This is a genomic window from Bacteroides timonensis, from assembly GCF_000513195.1.
Classification (GTDB): Bacteria; Bacteroidota; Bacteroidia; order Bacteroidales; family Bacteroidaceae; genus Bacteroides; species Bacteroides timonensis.
Genome location: NZ_CBVI010000134.1, coordinates 62836 through 77519, shown reverse-complemented (window position 1 = coordinate 77519; position 14684 = coordinate 62836). Strand labels below are relative to the sequence as shown.

Annotated in this window: 11 protein-coding genes; 7 read left to right on the top strand and 4 right to left on the bottom strand. The window is 47.7% G+C overall.

What is annotated here, in order from left to right:
- The first annotated feature begins 3 nt into the window (after positions 1-3).
- Positions 4-654: a DUF1349 domain-containing protein gene (locus BN161_RS23815; RefSeq protein ID WP_044270979.1), complete on the top strand. Its 651-nt coding sequence runs from the start codon at positions 4-6 to the stop codon at positions 652-654.
- Between the two features lie 124 nt (positions 655-778).
- Here BN161_RS23815 and BN161_RS23810 read toward each other — a convergent pair whose 3' ends face one another.
- The gene (locus BN161_RS23810; protein ID WP_044271027.1) at positions 779-1429 is read right to left on the bottom strand and encodes an NAD(P)-dependent oxidoreductase; all 651 of its coding nucleotides are present in this window, start codon (positions 1427-1429) and stop codon (positions 779-781) included.
- Between the two features lie 237 nt (positions 1430-1666).
- Here BN161_RS23810 and BN161_RS23805 point away from each other — a divergent pair, with 237 nt between their 5' ends.
- The 4 genes from BN161_RS23805 (at position 1667) to BN161_RS23790 (ending at position 7551) form a co-directional block, all read left to right on the top strand.
- A complete protein-coding gene (locus BN161_RS23805) occupies positions 1667-3616 on the top strand; it encodes a heavy metal translocating P-type ATPase (protein ID WP_044270977.1) in 1950 nt (649 codons plus the stop codon).
- A 5-nt stretch (positions 3617-3621) separates the two neighbouring features.
- On the top strand, positions 3622-4059 hold the full coding sequence (locus BN161_RS23800) for a Fur family transcriptional regulator (protein WP_044270976.1): 438 nt from the start codon (positions 3622-3624) through the stop codon (positions 4057-4059).
- Between the two features lie 4 nt (positions 4060-4063).
- Positions 4064-5800: a helix-turn-helix domain-containing protein gene (locus BN161_RS23795; RefSeq protein WP_044270974.1), complete on the top strand. Its 1737-nt coding sequence runs from the start codon at positions 4064-4066 to the stop codon at positions 5798-5800.
- A gap of 254 nt (positions 5801-6054) precedes the next feature.
- Positions 6055-7551, top strand: coding sequence for a PAS domain-containing sensor histidine kinase (locus BN161_RS23790; RefSeq protein ID WP_244436612.1), 1497 nt, complete (start codon positions 6055-6057; stop codon positions 7549-7551).
- Here BN161_RS23790 and BN161_RS23785 read toward each other — a convergent pair.
- From BN161_RS23785 to BN161_RS23775, 3 genes are all read right to left on the bottom strand, one after another.
- Entirely contained in the window at positions 7528-8085 is a 558-nt protein-coding gene (locus BN161_RS23785; protein ID WP_044270969.1) for a pentapeptide repeat-containing protein, read from the bottom strand. The genes BN161_RS23790 and BN161_RS23785 overlap by 24 nt on opposite strands.
- Before the next feature lie 44 nt (positions 8086-8129).
- A complete protein-coding gene (locus tag BN161_RS23780; protein WP_044270968.1) occupies positions 8130-8546 on the bottom strand; it encodes an HU family DNA-binding protein in 417 nt (138 codons plus the stop codon).
- Between the two features lie 218 nt (positions 8547-8764).
- A complete protein-coding gene (locus tag BN161_RS23775) occupies positions 8765-10402 on the bottom strand; it encodes a B12-binding domain-containing radical SAM protein (protein WP_044270966.1) in 1638 nt (545 codons plus the stop codon).
- Positions 10403-10587: 185 nt separating this feature from the next.
- On the opposite strand from BN161_RS23775, the gene BN161_RS23770 reads away from it, so the two are divergent.
- Together BN161_RS23770 and BN161_RS23765 are read left to right on the top strand one after the other, a co-directional pair.
- Positions 10588-12837: a bifunctional alpha,alpha-trehalose-phosphate synthase (UDP-forming)/trehalose-phosphatase gene (locus BN161_RS23770; RefSeq protein ID WP_044271025.1), complete on the top strand. Its 2250-nt coding sequence runs from the start codon at positions 10588-10590 to the stop codon at positions 12835-12837.
- Positions 12838-12844: 7 nt separating this feature from the next.
- Positions 12845-14635 carry a glycoside hydrolase family 15 protein gene (locus BN161_RS23765; RefSeq protein WP_044270963.1) on the top strand — a complete coding sequence of 597 codons (1791 nt, stop codon included), beginning with the start codon at positions 12845-12847 and terminating at the stop codon, positions 14633-14635.
- Positions 14636-14684: the final 49 nt, after the last annotated feature.

Below are 14684 nucleotides of genomic sequence, written 5' to 3'. Positions count from 1 at the left end.
GAAATGAAAAAGTTACTTTTTAGTCTGTTGATGATGATTGGGGTACAAGCCTCCTTTGCGCAGACATTGGAAAAAATGCAGTGGTTCAACGAACCTGAACAGTGGGAGATAAAGGATAAAAGCCTTTCGATGTTTGTCACTCCGCAGAGTGATTATTGGCGTATCTCTCATTATGGCTTTACTGTGGATGACGCCCCTTTCTATTATGCAACGTATGGCGGTGAGTTTGAAGTTAAAGTGAAAGTGACGGGCGATTATAAGGCGCGCTTCGACCAGGCGGGACTGATGCTCCGCATCGACCATGAGAACTACATCAAAGCAGGCATTGAGTTTGTAGACGGTAAATTCAATCTGAGTACAGTAGTGACTCATAAGACCAGTGACTGGAGCGTAATCACGTTGGATAAGCCTGTTCCTTATATCTGGATTAAAGCTGTCCGCAGGCTGGATGCCGTTGAAATCTTCTATTCGTTCGATGACAAGACTTATACGATGATGCGGAATGCATGGTTGCAGGATAATATTCCGGTGAAGGTTGGATTTATGGCTGCCTGTCCCGACGGAGACGGGTTTAATGTTAAGTTTGAGAATTTCAAGGTAAGGCACCTGCCTGATATGCGCAGGTTGGAATGGTTGAAAAAGAATGCGGAATAAATAGGGTTAGTTCAATTAAGTTTGGTAAAAAGACAAATGCCGGCAAAAAGAAGAGTGATTCTTTATTTGCCGGCATTTATTCTGTTTTGAAATTTAAAGAAATTCTTTTCTGAAATAGTCTTGCTTAATATCCTATGGTGAAGCGCTCCTTGTGGTGGTGCTTCTGTTCCAATTCGTCTACCATTGCCACGGCATAGTCTTCGACCGATATATTGCTGTTTCCGTTGGCATCCACCACCAGGTCATCTTTTCCGATACGGAACTTTCCGGTACGTTCTCCCGGTGTCATGTTGGCGGCAGGGGAGAGGAATATCCAGTCAATAGCGTTTTCTTTACGAAGCGTATTCAGATAGAATTCGCCTAAAGACTTAATGCCGGGCAGAAGCTGTGCGGGCACATCGTCGGCATCCATCACCATCTTGCCGGGGGTATAGAACAGGGTTCCGGCACCGCCCACAATTAACAGACGTTTCACGCCGGCTTGCTTCACGCTCTCCACTATCAGGGGATAGTTCTTCAGGGTGTCTTCATATATATGGGGATTCTTCCAGCCGGGGTTATAGGCGCTGATTACGGCGTCTTTTCCTTTGCTGGCCTCTTTCAGGGTATCTGTGTCGGTGACGTCGGCTTCGACGATTGTCAGGTTCGGGCTACTGACGGTCATTTTCTTAGCATCACGCACAATGGCGGTTACTTTATGGCCTCTGTTCAGCAATTCGTTTAGGATGGCGGTTCCTACGAAACCACTTGCTCCTATCAATACTACATTCTTCATGTTGTTCGTTTTTTTAGGGTTTATATGATAACAACCGTCTTTCTGTGAAAGAAGTTTTACGAACGACATTCTTTTAGGGAATGTTTAATCTTCTAAGTACTAATACTTGTCGAAAAAGGAAAAACAGGAGTGTGGAAGTGATTTTCGACGACCTATGAATTCCTGTATCACCTTTGCAACCCGGTTGCACTCCCCATCTCTTACCTTTGCACCGGACAAAATAATAAGATTAAGATTATGGAAACAAAATGTCAGTGTTGTTGTGCACATACACATACTTCTCCGCAGAGCAAAGAGAAAGAGCAATCTATGATTCGTAAGATAGGAACTCCGGTGCTATCAGGTATATTCCTTATCACGGGTATCATCTTCCAGCATCAGGAATGGGCATGGTTCAGCCAGCCGGTGGTTGAATTCTGCTGGTTCCTCTTGGGCTTCCTGCCCGTGGGACTTCCTGTGATGCGCGAAGCATGGGAGGGCATTTTGCGGAAAGACTGGTTCAATGAATTCTCCCTGATGGCCTTAGCCTCACTCGGAGCATTCTATATCGGAGAATATCCGGAAGCTCTTGCCGTGATGCTGCTCTATACTCTGGGAGAGATGTTGCAGGATAAAGCCGTGAACCAGGCTACCCGCAATATCCGTGGTCTGCTCGATGTGCGCCCCGAACGGGTGGATGTATATCGTGAAAACACGCTCCGTACAGTCTCTCCCCGCGACGTCAATGTGGGAGAAACCATTGAAGTAAAACCCGGCGAGCGTGTCCCTCTGGACGGAACTCTGCAAAATCCGCAGGCCGTTTTCGATACTTCGGCATTGACCGGAGAGAGTATGCCCCGCAATGTATCAGCAGGCGGTGATGTTCTTGCCGGTATGATTGTCAGCGGACAGGCAGTGCGCATACTGGTGACGAAACCTTACGACCACAGCACGCTGGCACGCATCCTCAATCTTGTGCAGGACGCAGCGGAGCGCAAAGCGCCTGCCGAACTGTTTATCCGGCGGTTCGCCCGCATCTATACGCCGATTGTCGTACTTCTGGCTTTTCTGATAGTAGCCCTTCCTGCACTTGTTGCGGCAGTGCACCCGGGCCTTGACTATGTATTCAACGATTGGCTTTATCGTGGCTTGGTTTTTCTTGTAATATCCTGCCCGTGTGCATTGATTATCAGCATTCCGTTAGGGTATTTCGGAGGTATAGGGGTGGCTTCCCGTATGGGAATTCTGTTTAAGGGAAGCAATTATCTGGATGCCATTACCCGCGTGAATACCATCGTCTTCGATAAAACAGGTACGCTGACTACCGGTAGTTTCCGCGTGACATCCATACAGGCGGCTAATCTTCCTGAAGATGATTTGCTGCGTCTGGTATTGTCTGTAGAAAAGAAGAGTACTCATCCTGTGGCACAAGCTGTTGCCCACTTTGCTGCCGAACGAGGTATAGAGCCTTTGGAAGTAACTACACTGAATGAACTGGCGGGGTATGGTCTGGAGGCTGAAGTAGAGTCTCGTAAAATCCTTGTTGGTAATATCCGCCTATTGAAGGACCGCAAGATATCCGTACCCGAAGAACTGGCAGACTGTGTAGCCACTGTCGTAGTCTGTGCCGTCGACGGACAATATGCCGGATACCTGCTGCTCTCGGATACCTTGAAAGAGGATTCGATAGATGCTATTAAAGAATTAAAGGCTTTAAAAATAGATAATATTCAAATGTTATCCGGTGATAAACAAGAGATTGTTGATATCTTTGCCGCAGAATTGGGAATTGGCAAGGCTTACGGTGACCTGCTTCCCGGAGATAAAGCCGTCCATCTGGAACAACTCAATTCCGCCCCGGACGTGTCTGTAGCCTTTGTGGGTGACGGAATGAATGACGCTCCCGTACTGGCTCTCAGTGATGTGGGGATTGCTATGGGCGGGCTGGGTTCGGATGCTGCCATCGAAAGTGCAGACGTAGTTATCCAGACCGACCAGCCGTCACGGGTGGCGACAGCCATTTCCATCGGACGGGCCACAAGAAAGATTGTGATGCAGAATATTATCGGTGCCATCACTGTGAAAATATTGGTTTTGCTTGCGGGTGCTTTCGGCTTTGCCACGCTTTGGGCGGCGGTGTTTGCCGATGTCGGGGTAGCTTTGCTGGTTGTTCTCAATTCGGTTCGCATATTAGGCAAGAAGTTCTGAGTAGTATGAAAGACGTATATCTACATAAATTGTCCCTTCGGGATATCAAACCTACAGCGATGAGGCTGTTGATTCTCCGCACCATGATGGAGATGAAGCGGGCTGTGTCCATGGCAGACCTGGAAGATAAGCTCGATACGGTTGATAAATCCACTATTTTCCGGACACTGACCCTGTTTCTTTCCCATCACCTGATACATGGTGTGGACGACGGAAGCGGTTCATTGAAGTATGCCGTTTGCGAAGACTGCTGTATGTGTACGGTGGAAGACCAGCACATGCACTTCTATTGCGAGCGTTGCCATAAAACCTATTGCATCCGGAGTGTGCACGCCCCGTCAGTCTCGCTTCCGGAGGGATTCATGCAGACGGGAATTAATTATGTAATCAAGGGGATTTGCGCCGACTGCGCAGTCCATAAGAAAATAGACACAGACGATTGAGCGTATGAGACATTTCTATATATGTCTCCTCTTGTTAGGCTTTCTGTCAGCATCTGCCTTGGCAAGCGGAGATAAAGAAACAAAGGATATATATACGGAACAGTATATCACGGACATCTATATGGATGAACCGGAACGCGCGTTGCAACTGCTGGATGAAGCTGAAACAAAGCAAGCGTTGCCCATATACATGGTGGATGATTTGCGTAGCATGGTCTACTCATACCTGTATCAGGATAAATCGGCATTCCACTATGCCCGCCGGGCCTATGTGCACGATTCTATCTCCGGGAACAACCCTGATCACTTGTTGAGGATGACTATAACTCTGGCCGACCTCTCCCATACCCTGAGTGACTATAAAGAAAGCAACCGTTATGCGGTTGAAGGACTGGAACTGGCACGCAGGCTCGATGACCCGCAGTCGGAATGCAAGTTACTCTTCTGTATGGGCGAGAACAAATGGATGCTGTCATTGAAAGAGGAAGGGTATGAGCTTTTCGACAAGGCAATTGCCCTGTTGGATGGCAGGAAAGATAAACTGAGCAAGTCGATGCTCTCCTACTTCTATGGGGTAAAGATGGGATACCTGATTAATGATAACCGGCTGAAAGATGCCTTGCAGGTAGGTTTGCAGCGTGAGAAGTTGCTGGATGGGATGAAAGGCAATCCGGAAGTGCGTGAGGCTTTCCTCGACCAGCAATACGGATATGTCTATTCCAAATTGTCCCGCATCTGCCATTTGCTGGGAGATGTGGAACGTGGGAAAGAGTACCATAAAAAATACCAGTCTACCCATGTCTATAACACTCCTGCCGGTAAGCGCGATGCCACCCCTTATCTGTTTGTCACCAAACAATATCAGGCTGTAATAGACCATTGCCGCGACTTCAAGGAACTGATGCGCCGGCAAGACACCTTGAATATCCAGTACATCGGCGTTCTGCAACGGGAGATAGACGCCTATCTTGCCCTGAAAGACTATGAGAAAGTTGCCGCGTTGCGTGCTTCCATCCTGTCCATAACGGACAGCATCTACCGGCGTGATAAAACCAATGCCGCACTGGAATTGGATAACCTTTACGAAGTGAACGAGAAGGAAGCTCGCATTGCGGAACAAGCTTTTCAGCTTACCATACGTACCATTACGTTAGTCTTCATCCTCTGCATTTCGTTGTTGTCGCTGTTCTTCCTGTGGCGTATGTGGGTGCAGAACCGCAAAATCAAGCGTAAGAACCAAGTGCTGGTGGAGCGCATCAACGAGCAAATGTCCATGCAGACGGAGATGAACCGCTTGCAGGCTGATGCCGAGAGAATATCTGAGGACCAGCCTTTCCCGGAGACGGAACAGACAGAACCGGAAGCATTCGCCGGCAACGAAGAGGAGGCCCAGATGAATAAGATGATTTTCGGCAAGCTGGATTATATTATCAAACGGGATAAACTGTATCTGTCCGCCGACTTATCAAGAGAAGAACTTGCCCGGATGGTCAAGATGAACAATACCCGTTTTGCCCGGATGATAAAAGAGAATACGAAAACCAATTTGAACGGATATCTCAATAATCTCCGCTTGAATTACGCCATGCATTTATTGAAGGAACATCCTGAACATACATTACGTGCCATTGCCGAAGCGTCAGGCATCAATAGTATGCCTACTTTCCACCAATTGTTCAAAGCAAGGACGGGTATGACTCCTTCCGAATTTAAGAATACAGAGAAGGAACTGAAAAGGTAATATTTTGTATGTCAGTGATATATCACTTTTTTTTATATATTTGAGGACAATTCTTTATATGTATGGCAAACTGTATATCAGTTATTTTTGCGATATTTTATTCCTTTGCAATATTATAACGACAAAAATCTGTATATACAATGTCTATATTGTGTCTAGCCATTCAAGTTGCTTTTGTTGTTTCAATTGTAGCGGCAGTCTATTATTTCCGATTGTATAAACTTCATGGCATATCAGTAAAAGAGTGGGAAAAAATGAAGGAAGACAATTTCCTGATGCGGGAGTTGCTGAATAATCTTCCTATTCCGACTACGGTGAAGGACATCAAGGATAACTGTAACTATCTTTTTTGGAACAAGAAATCTGAAGATTTATATAGTGTCTCTCAGGACGACCTGATCGGGAAGAATGCAAGTGTTCTGCCTCCCGAAATTTGTTCTGCCTTTCAACAGACAGACTGGGAAACGATACGTTCCGGTCAATCAAACACCTTTCAGCATCTGATATTGGCTGATGGGTACAAGCATGCTTTGAATATGTATAAGCAGTTGTTGTACTATAAGGGCGAGCCCCGCTGGCTGATTAGTGCGGCTGTGGACGTTACGGAAGCAACAGAAAAGCGGTGCCAGTTGGAACAATTGGATATTCAGCATCGCTTGCTGTTGAAAGCTACCGGTATGAAGCTGTGGACATGGGATTTACGGCGTAAAGAGATTACCTGGAAAAGAGACGGTGAAGGTGGAACGGACAGAATAGTAGATGCCGACGAACATCTGCTGCTTATCCTGCCGGAATACAGGGAGAACATCCACCGGGCATTGGACAGACTGAAACGAAAGGAAACGGACTTCTTTGACGAGGAATTCTTGCTTCGGGATGAAGACGGCGATCTTTCGTGGAGAGAAATCTACGGAGCTGTATATCAGTATGATGAAGATGGCGAACCGGTCGTCTTGGTGGGGGGAACTCTGATGATTGACAAGAGAAAGGCACTGGAGCAGGACTTGCGGGAAGCAAAAGAGAAAGCGGAAGAAGCCAACAGGTTGAAGTCTGCCTTTATTGCCAATATGAGCCACGAGATACGTACTCCGTTGAATTCTATCGTCGGTTTCTCAAGCGTACTGACTATGACGGAGGATATGGAGGAGAAAAAGGAATATAACCGGTTGATACAGCATAACAATACCCTCTTGTTGAAGGTGGTGGATGATGTTCTGGAGCTTTCGAAGTTGGAGGCGGGAGACTTTAAACCGTATCCTGTATGGTTTTGTCTGTCGGACCTCGTTGTGGAAAGTGCCGCCGAGTGCAGGATGAAGGTTGGCGGAAAGCTGGATGTCCGGGTGGATAAACCGGAACGGGATTATATGGTGGAACTTGACGCTCAGTATATCAAACGGATATTGAGCAACTTTCTGTCGAACGCTCTGAAAAACACCCAAAGCGGCCATATTGATATAGCGTACAGCATAATAGATGGGGGTGTCAAGATTAGTGTGAAAGATACAGGCTGCGGTATTCCGCAGGATAAACTTCCGGTGGTTTTCGATCGTTTCGAGAAAGTGGACTCTTTTACGCAAGGAGTTGGGTTAGGGTTGCCCATTTGCAAATTAATAGCAGAGAGCATGGGCGGAACCATTGGGGTGACTTCGGAAGTGGGTGCAGGTACTACGTTTTGGGTTACACTGCCTTGTGCTACGGCACCTACTTCTCAATTACACAATGAGGCGTTAATCAACAACCTCTATTCCTAATCCTGTCAGCAGTCCTTCCAGTCCGTAGCGGGAGAACCGGGCTTTCTTCAGGCGGTTGGCGGAAGGGTTCAGGGCGTAGTTGCGGGCGGTGCTGAAATCGGCCTTTTCCAGGTTGGTGTGATGGAAGGAGGCATAGCAGAGGTCGCACTCGGTGAACTTGGCTTCGGGGAGTTGCGTTTCCATGAAGTCGGCATTTTGCAGATCGCAGCGAGTGAAGCGGGTACCTTTCAGCTTCATCTCGGTGAAAAGGGCGTAGGAGAGGAGGCAGTTGCGGAACTCCACGGACAGGCCGAAGCGGTTGCTGAGAGTGAAGTTGATGCCTGTCATCTTGCAGTCGGTGAAGAGGACGTCCAGCCAGGAGGTGTTGTTGGCTTTCACCAGTGACAGGTTGCATTCTTTGAAGGTGCATCTCTCAAAGATAACTCTGCCGATGCTCTGGCCGGAGAAGTTACATTTGTCGAAGGTGCATTCGTAGTAGTTGGGTTCCAGCTCGTCGATGGTGAAATCGGCTTTTTCGATGGTTTGGTTTTCCATATCGTGGGGTTGAAGTTGATCTTGTTCAGCCTCTTGAAGAGGGGTTATTTGTTGCTGTTGTTGCCTATTTCGTCAAAATCTATCCATTCCAGATAAGGGTCGATGAGGGTTCGTTCGATTACTCGGTTGTTTTGTTCACGACTGTATTCGGGGATGAAGCGCACTTTGGTATCGGTGATTTGCTGGGGGCTGACTTCTTCGGGTGTGTCCACTCCCTGGTTCTCCGATTGACAAGTGAGATAGAATGTCCCTACGCCCTTTAGCCGTACGGACCGACCTTCGCTCATCAGTTTTGCCAAAACTTCCCCCAGATTCACAAGCACCGCATACGTATCTCCCGGACTTACTGTAGATATAAGCGCCAGACGTTTTGCCACATCATCCGTTGTAGCCGTACGGCCTTTGGTTATTGCTCTCGGATACCACTTCCCATGTATTTTTTGTTTTTTGTAGAAAGCCATGTTGATTTCTCCTTTCTTTATGGTTTAATAGCCTTGATGCTACGACTGAGCGAGGCTTATCTATATCATTAATATATCATCAATACGGATGATGCCTACCATCAATACGGATGATGGTTATCATCAATACGGATGATGATATGCCGAGTCGCAAAGATAGCATAACTAATCCGTAACCTGTGCATGGCAAAGGTAGTATTTCAGCCTCGTACGATAAATTAATTTCTTGCCTTGAACACAGGCTCTATTTTCTGTATCTCCGATTCAAAGCCGAACCAATATCCCCGGTTCTCTTCCTCGCCGGCAGGCAGGAAACAAAGCCGGAGGTTCTCCCTGTATTCCCCATACAGCACTTCCCAATGTTCGGGACGCACCTGTCGCTTGGTCTTTACCCGTTCTGCCGGGAGCTTCTTCAGCGACATGCCCGCTTCTATCCAGGCGATGCTTACTTCCGACTGATATTCGGGATAATGCCGTTTGCAGAACTCATACAGGATGAGGCCCCGTTTTTCAAGACTCATCGGTTGATCTATCAATCCTATCCGTATCAGATGTTCCAGAAACTCGTGCAGGAACGTTTCGTTATCCAGAATCAGTCTTCGGGTGATACCCTGCCAGGCGGGAGCATTATAAAATCCATCCAGCAGGCGCGAAAGTTGCCGCGCGGTTTGCAGTTCGTCCACATTGATTTCGCGGGTTTGCAGCACCTCGTAGGGGGGGAACGGGGAATATTGTATGCCCAGTTCTTCCGCCCTGCGGCGCATTTCCGTGCCGGGAAGCAGTTTCAGGGACTCCAGTTGTATTTCTCCGGCGCCATATTCCGCCAATACGCGGATGTCTTCGAATATCTCCGAAAGTTGATAGAGCGGGAGTCCGGCAATCAGGTCGGCATGCGTTTCCATGTTGGGGAGGGCACACAGGAATTTCAGCCCTTCCAGCGCATCCGACAGTCGGCCCATCCGCCGGCTTTGCACAAGCACCGGTTCGCGCAGGCTTTGTATGCCGGCTTCCAGGTGCAGCAACCCTTCGGGCAGACGCTTTAATTCCTCTTTCAACTCTTCGGAGAGTAGGGCAGGGTGCATTTCCAGGTGGAAACGTATGTCGGGGGCAAATTCAAGGAACAGTTCCAACAGCTCTTTTGCCCGGCGGGCATTATAATTGAAAGTACGGTCGAGCACGCGTACGTTTTTTATTCCGTGCCGGTGGATGATTTGCAGCCGTTCGCGGATTGCCTCGATGGACAGGGTGCGCACAGGCTTTTCTCCACCGCTGACGCAGAAGGCGCAGGTGTTGAAGCAGCCCCGTGTGGTTTCCAGTTGAACGAAAGGCTTGCTCCAGTTGAAGAAACGGCTTTTCTCGGGGGGGACGAGGTGATGGAAGTCCAGCACACGGGCGATGCCGTTGTCGATGTAATTTCCGTTGGAGTCGAGGTAACAGAGTCCGGGGATATTCTTCCATTCCAACGGTTCGTTACGGTAGGTTATCCATTGCGGGAATACCTCTTCGCCTTCTCCCCTGAATACGCAACTGACAAACGGGTTGCTGCGCAGGAAGAATTCATTGTCTCCCAGAAATTCCGGTCCGCCCAATACGATGCAGCATTGGGGCAGCAGGGCTTTTACTCTTGAAATGATGTGCAACAGTTGCTCGTGATTGAACAACCAGGCGGTGGCGGCAAGCAGGTCGGGACGGTGGCGGTAAACTTCGCCCGCTACCATGCCCACGTTCTCGTTGATGGTGGCGGATACGATGTCCCATTCGATGGAGGCATCATTGGCTATCTGTGCATGCAGTGCCGGAAGTGCCAGTGAGGAGTGGGCGTATGAACTGTTCAGGTCGAGCCAGAGGATTTTCATGCTGGTTTGTTTAATTTCATGACGTACAAAGATAGGGCATTTGGTCGGAAATCTTTCAAAACGAACAAGTCTTTTTCATTTTGGGAAGTAGGGTATATCTGGACAAAGTAATGCTATGCTATTGATTATTAGTTTGCTATGTTGCTCTTATTGGTTTTGGTATGCACTTTGCAATGATGGATGATATGAAACTCTATATCATATCAAACAGATTACCGGTAAAAGTAACCCATTCAGACGGGAACTTTTCGTTTGTGCGTAGCGAAGGCGGACTTGCCACGGGACTTAATTCTCTTCAGACCTCTTGCGAGAAGCACTGGATTGGTTGGCCGGGTTTGTGTGCGGGCAAGGAAAAAGAGAAATCAGAGATTACATCTGAATTGGCTGCAATGAATTTCCACCCTGTATTCTTGTCTGAATCGCAAATCCAGGACTATTATGAAGGATATAGTAACAGTACTATCTGGCCGCTTTGTCATTATTTCTATGCTTATACGTTGTATAAGAAGTGTTTTTGGGAGGCCTATCAGGAAGTGAACCAACTGTTTTGTGACGAGATTTGCCGCCTGGTACGACCCGGAGACAGGGTATGGGTACAGGACTACCAGTTGATGTTGCTTCCCGCCTTGTTGCGGAAAGTCTATCCGGACTTATGTATAGGTTATTTCCATCACATACCTTTCCCGTCTTATGAACTTTTCCGCATCCTTCCAGAGAGGGCCGAAATACTGAAAGGATTATTGGGAGCTGATTTTATAGCTTTCCACACCCACGACTATATGCGGCATTTCATCAGTGCCGTAGAACGTGTGCTGCGTCTTGAGTTTAAACTGGATGAGGTGCAGTTGGGCAACCGTGTGACGCGGGTAGATGCTTTGCCTATGGGTATCAACTACGATTTTTACCATGCTGCCTCCTGCAATCCTCAAGTACATCAGGCCATCGACCGTACCCGTAAGCAGTTCGGCAATCACAAACTGATACTGTCCGTAGACAGGCTCGATTACAGTAAAGGTATCCTGCATCGCCTCTACGGCTTTGCTTCTTTCCTGGAACATCATCCTGAATATCACGGAAAAATGACATTGGCTATGGTCATTGTCCCTTCGCGTGACCATGTCGGCAGCTATGCCGAACTGAAAACCCGCATAGATGAAGAGATCGGCTCCGTCAACGGACGCTACTCTACGATGGACTGGACACCGGTTTGCTATTTCTATCATGGTTTTTCCTGGGAAGAACTGGCGGCTATGTACTGTGTGGCGGATATTGTTTTGGTGACCCCTTTGCGCGACGGCATGAATCTGGTGGCAAAGGAATACGTAGCCGCAAAGTCGGATAATCCGGGAGTATTGATATTAAGCGAAATGGCAGGTGCGGCTGTAGAAATGACCGATGCCATACAGATTAATCCGAATGACACGGAGCAGATAGAAGCAGCCATCTGTACTGCATTGGAAATGCCGGTAGAAGAGCAGATGAGGCGTCTGAAACGTATGCAGGCCATAATCTCTGTTCAGACTGTGGACAAGTGGGCAGCTGACTTTATTCATGAGCTGGAAGATGCCTGTGCGAAGAACGAGCAGTTCCGACAAAAGCGCTTGTCGGCTGCTGCCATTGCTTCACTCAGACTTAGGTATGCTCAAGCTGGCCGGCGGTTGATATTGCTGGATTATGACGGTACGCTGGCGGCTCTCAAACCTCGTCCGGAAGATGCGAAGCCGACACAGGAACTGATAGCACTGTTGCAACAGTTGGCTGCCGATCCGGCAAATCATGTGGTAATAAACAGCGGGCGCGATCACTATACTTTGGAGAAATGGTTAGGGAATCTCCCGGTTTCCTTTGCGGCGGAGCATGGAGCTTTCTACAAGGAAAACGGTGTATGGCATAAAAACACCCGTAAGATGGACTGGGGGAATGGCTTGCTGGCAATCCTGCGTTTGTTTGTCAGCAAGACCCCCGGTGCCCGTCTGGAGATGAAGGAGACTGCACTTGCCTGGCATTACAGGGAGAGTGATGTGTGGTTGGGGAGCTTGCGTGCCCAACAATTGGTGAACACACTCATCTCTATCTGCACCCGGCAGAAATTGCAGATCATGCAGGGAAATAAGGTGGTGGAAATCAAGTCGCCCGATTATAATAAAGGTTCCGAAGTCAGTCGCCTGATAGCCGGTATGCATTATGATTTTATTCTGGCAATAGGGGATGATACCACGGACGATGATATGTTCCAGGCATTACCCCGGAATGCCGTGACGATAAAGGTGGGCAGTATTTCGGAAATGGCCGGCTATAATCTGCCCTCGCAGACGGATGTATTGCCTTTCCTGAGGGCTCTTGCCGTTAATAGTAAAGATACGAAAGATGAAAAGAAACGAATGAGAACAACCTTCGGCTTCCTGAAAGGATTGCTGCGAAGGAATATAAAATGATTACACAATGAATTTGAATTATGGTGTCGTAGGCAATAGCCGTACTGCTGCCCTCATCTCCGAAACGGGGAATGTGGAGTGGCTGTGTTTTCCGGATTTTGATTCACCTTCCGTTTTTGCCGCCCTGCTCGACCAGGAGAAAGGTGGATGCTTTGGTTTTGAAGTAAGTGGAGATTACCGTATATCACAAACGTATGTTCCGCATATCAATATACTCTCTACACAGTTTGCTTCGGAAGCGGGTGTTTTCGTCGTGCTCGACTTCATGCCCTGCTATCGTTCAAAGGACAGTAGCGGACATTACATTCCGGCGGAATTCTATCGCTATATCCATTGGATAAAGGGGAGGCCGGAATTTAAAGTCAACTATAATCCGGCTCCTGACTATGCACGTGGTAAAGTCATGTATAATGTGACCTCCCGTTATGTTGAAACCTACTGTTCTTCAGATACCAGGGACAGGCAATATCTGTATTCTTCCTTACCTCTGGAGGATATAACCGCCAAAAAGACAATAGTACTGGAAAAAGATGAATTCCTATTGTTATCTTATAATGAAAAAGTTATTCCGATAGACATTGAACGCGAGAAATTAGAATACTGCCGGACACTGGTCTACTGGCTGAACTGGACTAACCGAAGTAAGAAGTATACACTCTATAATGAAGTGATAGAGCGTAGCCTGCTAGTGCTGAAGCTGATGTCTTATTATAATGGTGCCGTTTTGGCAGCTTTGACTACTAGTTTGCCGGAAACTATTGGCGAGGTACGTAACTGGGATTACCGGTTCTGTTGGCTGCGTGACGCTTCCATGTCTATCGAGACGATGTTCCGGGTGGGGCATGCCGGTGCTGCCCGCCGTTTCATGAAATTTATCCAGTCCACCTTCGTGGCCAGTCGCAAGTCATATCAGATCATGTATGGAATACGTGGTGAACGCAAATTGACTGAGGTTATTCTGGATCATCTTTCCGGATATAAGCATTCGAAACCTGTCAGGATAGGGAATGATGCCTATCATCAGAGACAGAACGACTCTTTCGGTTATCTGATGGATTTGATCTATCAGTATTATCGCCTGATGCCGGGCACACTGGACGAGATAGAGGATATGTGGGAAATGGTGAAAAGCATTCTGGTCACGGTTGTGGAAGATTGGCGGGAACCGGATAAGGGTATTTGGGAGATCAGGGGTGAAGGACAGCATTTCGTGTCCTCAAAGGTGATGTGCTGGGTAGCCTTGGATCGTGGTGTGAAGATAGCCCGTATGCTGGGCAAGTATGAGGATGCCGAGCGTTGGCAGAAGGAGGCGGAGGATATTCGGGAAGACGTCATGAAACATGGTTGGAAAGAGGATATGCAGAGTTTCTCCCAGGCTTATGATAATCAAGCCTTAGATTCGTCCTTGCTGCTGATGGAACCTTACGGGTTTATTCAGGCTGATGATGTCCGTTACCATAAGACAGTGGAGGCAGTCAGGAAAGCTCTTTTCCATAAAGGATTGATGTACCGTTATAAGAATGAGGATGATTTCGGTATGCCCTCTTCCGCCTTTACAATTTGTACCTTTTGGCTGATACGGGGATTGTTCGTCACGGGCAGACGCGAAGAGGCAAGATGTCTTTTCGATGAAGTACTGAAATATGCCAATCATTTGGGACTTTTCAGCGAAGATATTGATTTTGACACGAAAGAGCAATTGGGCAACTTTCCGCAAGCGTATTCTCATCTGGCATTGGTGAATACGGCGATCTTGTTTGCGGAAGAGGATAAGAGACTGGCTTTTATACGACCTTGACAGCATAATAGTGCCTCCATTGTAATAATAATGCAATGGAGGCATTGTG

What these genes read in the sequence shown, in the direction of transcription:
- BN161_RS23795 (WP_044270974.1), top strand. Translation starts at nt 4,064, where the DNA reads ATGAGACATTTCTATATATGTCTCCTCTTGTTAGGCTTTCTGTCAGCA.
- BN161_RS23780 (WP_044270968.1), bottom strand. Translation starts at nt 8,546, where the DNA reads ATGGCTTTCTACAAAAAACAAAAAATACATGGGAAGTGGTATCCGAGA.
- BN161_RS23810 (WP_044271027.1), bottom strand. Translation starts at nt 1,429, where the DNA reads ATGAAGAATGTAGTATTGATAGGAGCAAGTGGTTTCGTAGGAACCGCC.
- BN161_RS23770 (WP_044271025.1), top strand. Translation starts at nt 10,588, where the DNA reads ATGAAACTCTATATCATATCAAACAGATTACCGGTAAAAGTAACCCAT.
- BN161_RS23805 (WP_044270977.1), top strand. Translation starts at nt 1,667, where the DNA reads ATGGAAACAAAATGTCAGTGTTGTTGTGCACATACACATACTTCTCCG.
- BN161_RS23785 (WP_044270969.1), bottom strand. Translation starts at nt 8,085, where the DNA reads ATGGAAAACCAAACCATCGAAAAAGCCGATTTCACCATCGACGAGCTG.
- BN161_RS23790 (WP_244436612.1), top strand. Translation starts at nt 6,055, where the DNA reads ATGAAGGAAGACAATTTCCTGATGCGGGAGTTGCTGAATAATCTTCCT.
- BN161_RS23815 (WP_044270979.1), top strand. Translation starts at nt 4, where the DNA reads ATGAAAAAGTTACTTTTTAGTCTGTTGATGATGATTGGGGTACAAGCC.
- BN161_RS23775 (WP_044270966.1), bottom strand. Translation starts at nt 10,402, where the DNA reads ATGAAAATCCTCTGGCTCGACCTGAACAGTTCATACGCCCACTCCTCA.
- BN161_RS23765 (WP_044270963.1), top strand. Translation starts at nt 12,845, where the DNA reads ATGAATTTGAATTATGGTGTCGTAGGCAATAGCCGTACTGCTGCCCTC.
- BN161_RS23800 (WP_044270976.1), top strand. Translation starts at nt 3,622, where the DNA reads ATGAAAGACGTATATCTACATAAATTGTCCCTTCGGGATATCAAACCT.